This is a genomic window from Paenibacillus amylolyticus (assembly GCF_003719335.1).
GTDB classification, from domain to species: Bacteria; Bacillota; Bacilli; order Paenibacillales; family Paenibacillaceae; genus Paenibacillus; species Paenibacillus amylolyticus_D.
Genome location: NZ_RIAS01000004.1, coordinates 85,076 through 97,578, shown reverse-complemented (window position 1 = coordinate 97,578; position 12,503 = coordinate 85,076). Strand labels below are relative to the sequence as shown.

The window sequence follows — 12,503 nt, the reverse complement described above, 5'->3', positions numbered from 1 at the left end:
ATCGGATGAAAGTGAAGGAACAGAAGGCAGGAGCGAAAGTTCCTTATCGCTATCGGGTGTTTCTGACTACGGCACTGCTGACGTTGATGGGCGTTATTGTTGGCGGCTGTAATCTGCTGAACGGACCCAGTGCCGTGGTCGAATCAGAGCCCGCCGGCACGTCATCCACTCCTTCGGGCAAAGCCAAATATCACATCTCGTGGACGTTGCATCAAAATCTGCCCGTTCCGCAAGATGCCGAAATATTGAAACAGGTAGAAGAGCAATTTGGCGTAAATCTGGACATCTGGAATATGGAAAACAACAAATACGAGTCGCTTCTCGATATGAAGCTGGCCCAAGGTAACATTCCCGACCTATTTCGTATCCGTCAGCCGCAGGATCTATTGAAATACCAGCAGCAAGGAGTGCTAGCCGAGATCCCGGTAGAGATGCTGAAGCAGTATGCTCCGAATCTCATGCGTATCATCCATGAACAAGCCCCGGCCTATGAAAATGCAGGAGTTATAGACGGCAAGTATTACGGCATCCCTGTCATCAATCCAACGAACATCTATCGTACACCGGTGGTATATCGACAGGATTGGCTTCACAAGCTGGGTTTGTCCGTTCCGCAGACGCTGGCGGAATTCGAGAAGGTTATCTATGCATTGACCTTTGATGATCCAGACGGCAATGGCATCCAGGACACCTATGGTTTATCCAGCGAAGGCATGAATGTGGTATTCGGAGCCTTCGGTCAGATTGTTTTTGCAGACCAGCTGTATTTCGGTACGAAGGACGGGAAAAAAGTTATTGGTGCGTTACAGCCCGAAATGAAGGAGGCACTGACCTACCTGCGGAAGTGGTACAAGGACGGTGTAATCGATCCCGAGTTTGTTACTGGCGAGAATAAAGGTGGTTACAAACATCTGTCCCATGCGTTTATTAACGGTAAAATCGGGATGACCTCGATGGGGAACTACTACCACTGGATTCAGGATGGCGATTATGAGGATTGGCATGTTGAACGTGGCGGTAAAGTGGTAAAAAGTCCAGTCCAAGCAACATTTAATGTAAAAGAATTAACGGCCAAGTTCCCTGAAGCTCAGGTTACATTAGGCCAACCCTTCATTGGGCCTCATGGACAACGCGGTTCGAAAGGCAATGACATGTTAATGAGCTTCACCGCGATCGGAGCGGATGCGGTCAAGGAGCCGGGCAAGCTGGAGATGATCCTGTGTATTTTGGATGAGGTGAGTGCAAACCCTGATTCAGATAAAGCAGCAAGTATGGTCTACGGCGTGCAAAATAAACATTGGGTCTGGACACCTACCGAGCCACGGAACATCGTTATTATGCCGCCGTATGACACCATGTTCGGGTATCAGAATACGATTGGCGCCAATATCGGCATGACGGTTCCGCTGAAAGAGACGGGAGAACGCGAACAATGGGCTTCAACGCTACACCTCGATCAGAACGGCATTTATAACGTACTGGAGGTCGCTACCCCCGCTCTGGCTAAATACAGCGATTCATTGATCCGGTTGAAGAACAAAGCCTATATCTCGTTTATTACAGGTGAGCGACCACTCCGTGAATTCGATGAGTTTGTACAGGAGTTCATGTCTGCAGGCGGTGCAGAAGTGGTGAAAGAAGCGAATGCGTGGAAGCAGTAGCAGAGTCCAAATTAAAACGTTCCACAGATATACTGACACTGCCGAAACGCCAAAAACGCGCATATAGCGCGTCATAGGCTCGTTACATCTCCATCAAATAAACTATATTCATAGTTTTATTTGTGTTGCGTTAGAATAAGCAGCAACATAACAAATAACAGAACAACAATAATTGCAAAACTGACACTAGCCCAAATAATATTTTTTGCTGAAGCCTGAGGATTAATAACTTTCGAGAAAAAATGAATAAATAAATAACTAAATACAGCAACTATAGCTAGAATCAAAGGTGTGAGTGTCATATTTCAAATCCTCTCATTTTAGAAAATCAGACTGTGTCCATGTCCATGTATAGGAAGCGGGTCTTGCTTCATCATAATTAAACTTTAAAACAGGCTATGTCTATCGGTTAAACAGCCGTCCTTCTTAACCACCGTCAAATATGCCCAATCTTTTCCACGCTTGATCGGACTGTTTACATCTTCTTGAAACTTGATGACCGCCTCGTCATACTGCTGTTTCTGCACTTCACTTAGACTCGCAACGTATCGCTGTCTCGCCTGTTCAAATTGTGCCTTTGTACCATAGCGATAGTAAAAATAAGGGCTGAGTATCCTTTTTTTCCGCTTAACATGGTTCTCATGTTCTTCTTCACCAGTTGTGCTCGCACATACATACTCATGGACTTCCAACACAACACATCTTATTAAAGTACCATTTCATTTCACTCCAGCCCATGCCGGGTCTGCGATCAAGCCAGATACTCCGCCATAATCTGCTCAATATCATACGGTGTCACACCTTCATCGACCGCATAGATGGTATCGGCCTGCTCCTTCGTATCCACCAGTTCACCTCTTGCCTTGGCATGCAGCATGAACAAGTCATACAGGTGAGGTTTGCGTAATGAAGTCATCGCTTTCCCCATCAGCACGATGCCTCCCCGATTGCCTTCCACATTGTTGTAATAGTCCGGGTACCTTGTCAGCGCCAGATCCGTCCAGATGATTGTACGGTCGACCAGATCCAGAATGACGGGAATTGCAATCTGCGTATCAGCCGTAATATCGATCTTGTTCTCCACCGTGGATGGTTCATAAATTTCGCCCGAGCCGGGTTTCTTGCGCATCATCCAGCCTGCAAAACACTCCGGCAAGTTACAGTATGGATGGCTGGTGAAGGAGTGAAGTGTGGTCACCACATACCTTCCGCCATAATTCACAATCGAAGGGATATGCAGATCAATAAACTCACTCGCCCCATAAGGTGCAGTCACAATGTCCCCGCTATGGACAGCCTTATATTTCACAGACTTCAGATTCGTATATGAGATATGTTCAACATAGTTCCAGTCCTTGTCATACATAATCGCAGACAGGTCAATATCCACACGCCCTGTAGGCGTGCCATCGACCTCGCCCTCTTTCCACCAGCTGAAGAAACGAATCGTGTCGCCCTCCCCCATCGGAATACGGCTTCCTCTCACAATCGTTCGTAAGGCTTTGCTCGCGGAACGCTGTGAAAAAGGCACCAGATAATGCTGCAGCCGCTCATCGACATACGTCTTCCCGAGCGAAGGGAATTCAGCGAATCGTGCGATTAGAGCCTGCTCGCATAATTGCACCACTTCCTGACAGACTGCTTCATTCAGCTCCGGCAGCTCATTCGGGATGCCAACCGCCTTGGCCACATTGCCTTTCGGAAAAAACACCCGCATTTTTGACGCTTCATTCCGCTGTGCGAAATGCTGTCTCACCTGCAATAACACCGGCGTGGACACCTGAGCAGCCACCTCTCCAAAAGCGAGTAACACATATTCTTCATCTTCTGTGATCCGCAGCATATGATCCAGCTTCCGCGCGAATTCACCCGGACGCTGGGACAGCAAGTCGATCAGGCTCCAGATATTCCGATACTGGAACGCGAGCTCCACGCTGCCGTTAAAGGTTGAGAACGGCTTGTGATTTCGTAGAATATCAAAGGCGGTCTGGCTACGCGGATACCGCAGCTTGTATTCGGATGGATGCAGAATTTCCCCCAGCCGAATCCAGCGATCCCTGTAGCGCAGCATATCCTCTGTGATGGAGCCGCATTGCTCCAGCAAGCTGAGGAGCAGGCGGCGCTCACGGCGTTTGAATTTACGAAAAGGCGTGGCGGTTGCCAGACTGACGTCCCCCTCCGACCAGGATACTGCCAGTCGGAGCACATCGCTTGCCGTTTTAAAATAAGGCCCGATACGTTCCATGCTTGCCAGTTCATATTTCAATAGCACCGCAACGACAAAGCCTATATTTTCCTTAAACGGAATCTCCGCAGGCAGTATGGTTTCGACCTCACTCGGATCAGCATGTTTCAACGCTTGTTTGATATCTTTCTTGTCCGTATCCGAGATGGAGCCTTTTGCCTCAATTAACTGACGGATCAGCTTCTGGAACGCTTGCTTGCTCCCCAGATCAATGATTTTCAACTTCGTTTGCTCCACTAGAGGAGACCGCACGCCTGCAGCCATAGCCGAAGGCTCGAAATCGTCAAGCGTAAGATGCGTCAGGTAATGAAAAACGGCGTTCAAGTACAGCTCCGCTTCATCCTCTTCCATCACCTGCTCCGGGAATCCCGCATACATCGGTTTGTACTGCACGTGGGCACCGACCATCACTTTGAGGTCTCTCACCAGTTGCCCAATCAATGCTGAAAATTGTTCCTCGGACAGCGTTCGCAGTGCCTGCATCAGCTCATTCGAGAAGGTGAAACCGAGAGATTCTATATTTTTGAGTGCTGTCGCCAGAACTTTTTTGGGCAATGGATGCTGTCGCTGTTCGCTCGGTTGAATCATAAGTTTGCCGGCTCTGCGCACATAGATACTGTTCATTTTTATATTGCTGTAATCTACATTTTTATCGTTCATGATCAAAGAGTCCAGGAAAGCCATATCCCTATATAACATTTGGTGGTTAGGTTTAGAAGGAAGGAATATGATAGCCTGGACGCCTCCTCTCTGATTTGAAATCTTCAGGAGAGCGGCGACCCTAGAATCTCCAATGATGTGTAGAAGGAAGGATCGCCATAGCCTGAAGGCCAAGAGTTCGAAGTTCCGAAGTTCGTCACCCGAGCCTTTGGTGAACTCATCATCTCAGATTTTGGCATTCATGAGCAGGGCGAAAGTATTACGACATGATTTATATGGAAGGAGTGCCCGAATAGGTGTCGAATAGGGTTCAATACTTACATTTGAAATGAGGTTATCTGAAAATGAAACTCCACACTTTATATAATGATTATAATCGTATGAAGTTCTCTCTCCCCTTGGAACCCGTAGACGGTGATATGATGATGGCATTTGATCAATATGAGGATGACAGTGCAGCGTTATTCTTTGCTGATCACCCCGAGGAAACCTTCTCAGGCTGGATCGTCCGATTACGCCCGAAAGACCCCTACTATGGGTCCAAGCCAGACTGGAAGCCCGTATTAGCTGAAACATTTGAGCAACTTAATGTATATGATGAGATGATTCTGTACTACCTGCTGTTCACGATCAATAGCACGCTGTCCATCAACACACACAACACCTACAGCGATATGAATGATGTGATGAAAAAATATAGCTTCCTCCAGCTGTCCCATCTGCATGACATAACTTGTTTAAACGCTGCGCAGAAGCATTCGCTACGCGACTTTTTCTTCTTTATCTATCTCTACGCTCATCCGGTGAATGATGAGACTTTATATGCCTGTTCATTTGATCAACAACGTTTGATTCATACCAAAACGGGGATTCCACTCAAGGATTATTTCATTGCTCATTATAATCACTACACCACACATCGCGACGAATTCGCGGAACACATCGTGATCTCAGCAGAAGAGATTCAAGCCTGCAAAGCGTTAACTCTGGAGCTGTTACAGGTCATTGAGGGCCGTTCCCCTAAGTTAATCATACCTTCTATTAAAAGTTTGGAGCCCGCCATTCAACTCATTAACGACGTCGATGGAATGCTCAAGCTATACAAGGATGATCCTGCGGCGTTTTGCCAGATCATTAGAGATTTGCTCGCTGATGTCATGATGGATGTGACGTTTGATACAAACGCTGATGCTGATGCGCATACCGATACCACTGCCAATACGGATTCCCTTCGAGATGTTACCGAGAGTGCTTCGGAGAACTTCAGATCATATCGTGATTACTGTTTTACTGTACTGCTTCAAAATTACGCTTCATATATCCTGTTCTTTGATTTTAACGAGATTCGGGTGCTCACAGACGCTTTCCAAGATAACCCTAAGGAATGCAGTTTCATCATCAGCAAATTATTCACAGATACCATCTTTCTACAGAAGATCATACGCCAGCAAAATATTGATCTGAACGAGTATCCCGAGGTGACCCCATTTTTTAACGAACAGGCTAGGGAGTGGTTTCTGTAGTACCCCTGCAACGAGTAACAATAAGTAACAAATGCTCTTGGCAGTGTTATTGGTATAAAAAAAACAGCCTCATTCATGAGGCTGTCACAAGGTACCACACGTTTATTTTTCCATACGCCAAATATCCCAGTGAGCAGATGCTCACACATTCCTTGTTTTCCATTCCTGATACCATGACTCCACTTCGGGACCAGGAGCTACTCCTGCCTCTTGTTGTAATGCTGATGCCAACTGATGATATTGAGCAGCCACCGGGTCTTTGTTGCCTAATCGATCATACAACTTCATGAGAGAAAGGCTGACCCCCTCCATCATCGGATCAAATTGCTGTATCTGGTGGTACAACATCAGGGCTTCATTGGGGTGTCCCGATTCAATGTAGTATTGCGCAAGCTTCAGCGCATGATTCTGCCAGAGCGCATGCAATCGTTGACGTTCCAGCTCCGCCCATGCGTAATCATCCTCACCGAAATACTTGCCCTCATATTGATCCGAAACATACCGATACTCGGCAACTGTAGAGTGCGATAATGAAGGTAATCGGTTAAGACGGCTCTCCCACTCTTCCGCATCAATCCGGAGTTCACCCGTCTCCAATATATAACCGAATTGTTGATAACGTACCGAAATCCGGTCCTCACCCACGAATTCGTTCAGCATTCCACGTAAGCGATGAATGCCACTGTGCAGGTTCGTTATGCCTCTCCTCTCATCGAGCTCCGGCCATAACAGCTCAAGCAAGGTGTCACGCTTGATCGGTTTATTGCGATGATGGAGCAAATACGCGAATAGTTCTCTAATTTTGGTCGTTCTAAACTTCAGATGTTTGGGTGCTTCATTCGGATGCAACTGCACCTGAAGCATTCCCAAGCAGCGGATTAACATTCCTTGCTCTGTTGTGTCTTCGATCACTTCCATTGGTGCAGGTACAGCTCTGCGCTGATACATCTTCATCGTTTTATCCAAACGATTCCGTGTTACGGGTTTCATAATATAATCCAACACTTCAAGGCCATAAGCCGTTAGGGCATGTTCGTTATAGGCAGTTGTGAAAATAACTTCCGTTCTGGGAGATACCTCATGAATTCGTTCAGTTGCTACGATTCCATTCATCCCCGGCATTTCAATGTCCATAAAAACGAGGTCAGGCAGATGTTGCTTAATTTGTTCTATCGCTTCTTCCGCCTTCAAAAAAGTACCAATGACCTCGCAATCCTCTCTCTCGACTAACAATTTATTTAACCTGCTCAGAGCGAGATTTTCATCATCTACCAAAATCACTCTCATATGCACAGCCCTCCGACTCGCTTGATGATCCATTAATCAATAATTTTACCATAAACTTTGGATTGCGAACGCTATCAATTTGTTAATACGTCTAAAATTCCAAATAAAAAAGCACTCTGATCGAACACGACGATGCAGGAGTTAGACGAAACGTGTCGAAATTAAAATCTGCCATGAAACCAATAACGAATATGAAAATACCTAGCTATGTTGTATTGTCCCTTGTATTTTTAACCATTTTACTTAGCTTTCGCTGGATATGGTCTGTCTCTTTTGCAATACCGGATCATCCAGAACCTGTTCGAGGCGTGCTGGATCTTCGCGGTTGGGATCTTGCTGACACTTCCCCGATCTCTCTGGATGGAGAATGGGGTTTCACACCCCATACATTGATTTCTGGTGGAGAGGATACAAATACGGATTCGGACATGGGGGCGGACATGCCTTCCACCTGGGTCCACGTCCCGGGCGATTGGCGTAATGCGTTACAATCACAACCTGCATCGTCGTTCGGATATGGAACGTACCAGCTTCGCATACTGCTAGACCCTTCGGTGAAGAAAATATCCCTCTGGGCTCAGAAAATTCAAACCTCATCTATCATCGAGATCAACGGAACGGTAGTTGCCAAGTTTGGTCAACCTGCCAGCAATGCCCAAAGCTATAAACCAGAAAGGACTGCATTCGTAACTTCCTATGCACTAGACAAGACGAGTGAACTCACTCTACTTGTGCAGACAGCCAATTTCGACGACCCATTCAGTGGAGGAATTACACGTTCTCTGTATTTGGGTTCTCCCGCAGCCATTGGAAGTGAGCGGGGGTTATCGATTGATTTGCAGAAAATCACGTTTGCCATACTGCTTCTGCACAGCCTGTATGCTTTTGTGATGTTTCTGTTTATCCGGAAGCAGCGGGCGTTGCTCACGTTTTCTTTGTTAATACTGGCCACAGCCTTAACGGTTGTCTCTGACCATGATGGCCTGTTATTAAACTGGTTTCCATTAAACTTCACTTGGATGGTAAAAGCCAAGGCTATTTCATATGCTTCATTCGCGCTTTTCCTTCTCATGCTAGCCAGAAGCTTTGCGAATCCGAATCATGGGCGCAAGCTCTTTCTTGCATATGCCAGCGTTGTAGGAGGATATCTATTATTTTTGCTCATTGCTCCCGTAACGCTTGTGTACCAAGCACTTCATACTCAAATTCCTGATTTCCTGTATTTGTTCGCCATTGGCTGGTCTGTGTTCCTGTTCTTCAAAATGGCCGCAGCCAAACAAAGCGACGCAAGCTTTTTGCTCTTTGCAGCAATGAGCAGCTTGTCCAGTGTGCTGTGGGGAATTGTGAACTCACATAACGAAATCACCAATGTGTATTATCCGATTGATGTCATTGCAGCCATATTTGGCTTCGCAGCCTACTGGTTCAGGAAATATTTCCGCAATGCCACTGAAATTGAAAAACTGTATGAACAGCTCAAAGTCGAGGATCAGCAGAAAGATCAATTCCTAGTGAACACAGCGCATGAACTGCGGACTCCCCTGCATGGGATTATTAACATTGCCGAAAGTATTGCGGTACGCGAACAGCGTCAATCCAGAGGACAGCATACAGAGGACATGAAACTGCTTGTCAATATCGGGAGACAGATGTCGCAACTAATTGATGACCTTCTGGATGTCATACGTCTGAGAGAAAAACGCATCACATTGCAGAAAAAACCATTATCCCTCGCCTCTGTCATATCCGGCGTCATTGGTATGTTCCGTTTTATGGCTGAAGGCAAGCGAGTCCAGATCATTGTGGATACTCCCGAAGGATTACCGCTTGTTCAGGCGGATGAGAGACGGCTTGTTCAGGTCCTGTACAATCTGCTGCATAATGCGCTCAAATTCACGGATGAGGGCACTATTACGGTATCGGTCAGAGCGGATGAAAATAGCGTCATTATGCAAGTTTCGGATACGGGCACGGGAATCAGCGAGGAGCTACAAGAACGAATATTTGAAGCTTACGAGCAAGGTACTGCTCAAGCACGTTTGAGTGGGGGGATTGGGCTCGGGTTAAGCATCAGCAAACAGCTAACAGAACTTCATGGTGGTGAACTTACTGTGCAGTCCGTGCTTGGACACGGATCTGTTTTCCAAGTTTCGCTGCCGCGAGGAGATACATCGGCCTTAACCGACCAGACCGATCAGACGGAGCAGTCACGATGGGATGTCCAGCATTTGAGTGAAGTTGCTGTGAGCCTAGATGAAAATCAGCATCCTGTGAACCCCGTCATACCTGGGAAGACGACTGCTCGTATCCTTGCTGTCGATGATGATCCGGTCAACTTACGCGTGCTCATCTCGATGCTGTCGAATGAACCCTATGATATACAACCTGCCACTTCAGCGTTAGAAGCACTTGAACTTCTGAATACACAGTCATGGGATTTATTAATTGCGGATGTGATGATGCCTCATATGTCCGGTTATGAACTGACAGAGAGCGTGCGTAAACGTTATTCCGTATCGGAGCTTCCTATTCTGTTGTTAACGGCCAGAAACGAACCTGCTGATATTTATGCCGGATTCATGGCAGGTGCTACCGATTATGTGACCAAGCCTGTTGACGCTGTAGAGTTGAGACATCGCATTGGTTCATTAATTGTGTTGAAACATTCCATTGATGAGAGATTGCGGATGGAAGCCGCTTATTTGCAGGCACAGATCCAGCCTCACTTCCTGTTTAACACACTCAATTCCATAATGATGCTCAGCGAGATCGATACGGATCGAATGCAGCGTCTGGGGGATGCTTTTATCGAATATTTGCAGACCAGCTTCCATTTTGTAAATTCAGAGAAAATGGTAGAGATCACCCATGAGATAGACCTTTCGAAAGCCTATCTCTACATCGAGAAGGAACGGTTCGCGGAACGGCTCACCGTAGTCTGGGACATTCCAGAAGACATTGATGTGATTCTTCCTCCGCTCACAATCCAGCCGCTGATTGAAAATGCCGTTCGCCATGGTGTCCTCAGCCAAGTAGACGGTGGGACGGTATGGATTCGCATCGTTACCCAAACTGCCGGCACGCTGATCGAGATCGAAGATAACGGCTCAGGCATGCATCCGGAACAGATTGAACGAGCGCTCGCATGGCCTAAACCGAATCCGTTAAAGCCTGGAGGCATTGGGTTGACCAATACCCATCGGCGCTTGAATCAGCTCTATGGGCAGGGTTTGACGATCGTCAGCTCTCCTGGGCAAGGAACGAAGGTTTCCTTTTTTATTCCCGATCAGACGGATATGGATTCGTTTTAATTTACTTTTCGGGAAAACTAAACCACAAAAAGCTGAGCCTGGACTTGATCCGGACTCAGCTTTTTTACTTTTATTTTTTTATTGTCTACTTCATTAAATTTCTTGATTCATTTTCTTGCTTCATGACGCACTAAATCCATTACACATGCAATGCTTGCTTCTCATCCGACAATCCCAGCGATTTCGCGGTAGACAGATTCACCTCGCGTAATAAATCGAGATTCTCTGCAAGTGAGATGCCATAAGACGGGATCATCTCTTTGATCTTTGGTTCCCATTCCTTCATATGCTGCGGGAAACAACGCTCCAGAATCTCCAGCATAACTTGAACCGCTGTCGAAGCACCCGGCGAAGCGCCTAGCAGTGCTGCAATGGAGCCATCTGCCGCAGTCACGACTTCGGTTCCGAACTGCAGCGTGCCTTTGCCCCCCTGAACCGTGTCCTTGATGACCTGAACACGCTGACCTGCCAGCACCATATCCCAATCCTCGCTCTTCGCGCTCGGCACGAAATCACGCAGTTCCTTCATGCGCTGTTCTTTCGTTAACATGAGCTGTTGAATAAGGTATTTGGTGAGTGAGAGCTCCTTCACACCCGCCGCAAGCATCGTTAAGAGGTTATGCAGTTTTACCGAAGCAATGAGATCGGCGTTTGATCCGGTCTTCAAGAACTTCGGCGAGAAACCGGCGAATGGCCCAAACAGCAGTGACTTCTGGTTGTCGATGTAACGTGTATCCAGATGCGGCACGGACATCGGTGGAGCGCCTACGGAAGCTTTGCCATATACTTTGGCATGATGCTGTTCTACGACTTTTGGATTTTTGCATACCATGAAGATCCCGCTTACCGGGAAGCCCCCGATATGTTTGCCTTCCGGAATACCGGACTTCTGGAGCAGGTGCAGACTTCCGCCGCCCGCACCAATGAAGACAAATTTTGCCCGATGGCGTTCAACGGCTCCACTCGTCAGATTTTTCACAGTCAATTCCCATGACTTATCACTCTTGCGTTTAATGTTCTTCACGCTATGTTTATAGTGGACTTCCACCTTTTGTTCCTGCAGATGTTTCAATAGCATGCGCGTTAAAGCACCAAAGTTAACGTCCGTACCGGAGTCAATTTTGGTCGCCGCAACCGGCTCGCTGCTTGTACGGTCTTTCATCATCAGCGGCATCCACTTCGCCAGCTCCTCCCGGTTGTCCGAGAAATCCATGCCTGCGAACAGCGGATGGTTTGACAATGTGTCATACCGTCTTTTCAGAAACTGCACATTACTCTCGCCATGCACGTAACTGAGGTGAGGAATCGGCATAATGAAGTCCCTCGGATTCCGAATCAGACGACTGTTCACCAGATAGGACCAAAATTGCTTGGAAACCTGGAATTGCTCATTCACCTTAATGGCTTTACTAATATCTACGGTTTTGTCTGGTCGTTCAACAGTATAGTTAAGTTCGCACAGCGCAGCATGCCCGGTTCCGGCATTATTCCACTCATTCGAGCTTTCTTCTCCTGCCGTGGCAAGCTTCTCAAAAACCTTAATATTCCAGTCTGGTGCCAATTCTTTCAGCAAAGTTCCCAAAGTTGCACTCATAATTCCGGCACCGATCAAGATTACATCTGTACTCGTTTGTCCCTGGCTCATGTCTACCGTCCTTATATCCTATATTTGCCAAAAGGATGTAAGCGTTATCGATTTGGCATTGGCTGCAAGCCCACTCTTCGAGGGTTCACGCCTTGTCTGAATGAATATAACCTTGAACTAGTGTATCAATAATATGGAGCAATTTAAATATGCAATTTCAAGATATTTGCT

At 46.9% G+C, this 12,503-nt stretch carries 7 protein-coding genes; 3 read left to right on the top strand and 4 right to left on the bottom strand.

Features of this window, described 5'->3' with window-relative positions; translation table 11 throughout:
• Nucleotides 1–5 precede the first annotated feature (5 nt).
• Nucleotides 6–1,661 carry an extracellular solute-binding protein gene (locus tag EC604_RS09130; protein ID WP_240036744.1) on the top strand — a complete coding sequence of 552 codons (1,656 nt, stop codon included), beginning with the start codon at nt 6–8 and terminating at the stop codon, nt 1,659–1,661.
• Nucleotides 1,662–2,047: 386 nt separating this feature from the next.
• On the opposite strand, the gene EC604_RS09120 is transcribed toward EC604_RS09130, so the two are convergent.
• Complete coding sequence (locus EC604_RS09120; RefSeq protein WP_123063876.1) at nt 2,048–2,353, bottom strand: hypothetical protein; 306 nt, start codon at nt 2,351–2,353, stop codon at nt 2,048–2,050.
• A gap of 59 nt (nt 2,354–2,412) precedes the next feature.
• Nucleotides 2,413–4,566 (bottom strand): TerD family protein, encoded by a 2,154-nt coding sequence (locus EC604_RS09115; RefSeq protein ID WP_240036742.1) that lies wholly within the window; start codon nt 4,564–4,566, stop codon nt 2,413–2,415.
• A 380-nt stretch (nt 4,567–4,946) separates the two neighbouring features.
• Between EC604_RS09115 and EC604_RS09110 the strand changes: the two genes are divergently transcribed.
• Nucleotides 4,947–6,089, top strand: a complete 1,143-nt coding sequence (locus tag EC604_RS09110; RefSeq protein ID WP_240036740.1) for a hypothetical protein — start codon at nt 4,947–4,949, stop codon at nt 6,087–6,089.
• A 141-nt stretch (nt 6,090–6,230) separates the two neighbouring features.
• On the opposite strand, the gene EC604_RS09105 is transcribed toward EC604_RS09110, so the two are convergent.
• Complete coding sequence (locus EC604_RS09105; protein ID WP_123063874.1) at nt 6,231–7,376, bottom strand: response regulator; 1,146 nt, start codon at nt 7,374–7,376, stop codon at nt 6,231–6,233.
• A 152-nt stretch (nt 7,377–7,528) separates the two neighbouring features.
• Between EC604_RS09105 and EC604_RS09100 the strand changes: the two genes are divergently transcribed.
• The gene (locus tag EC604_RS09100; RefSeq protein WP_345789265.1) at nt 7,529–10,687 is read left to right on the top strand and encodes a hybrid sensor histidine kinase/response regulator; all 3,159 of its coding nucleotides are present in this window, start codon (nt 7,529–7,531) and stop codon (nt 10,685–10,687) included.
• Between the two features lie 139 nt (nt 10,688–10,826).
• Here the strand turns inward: EC604_RS09100 and EC604_RS09095 are convergent, their stop codons facing one another.
• The gene (locus tag EC604_RS09095) at nt 10,827–12,332 is read right to left on the bottom strand and encodes a malate:quinone oxidoreductase (protein ID WP_123063873.1); all 1,506 of its coding nucleotides are present in this window, start codon (nt 12,330–12,332) and stop codon (nt 10,827–10,829) included.
• Between the last annotated feature and the right edge of the window lie 171 nt (nt 12,333–12,503).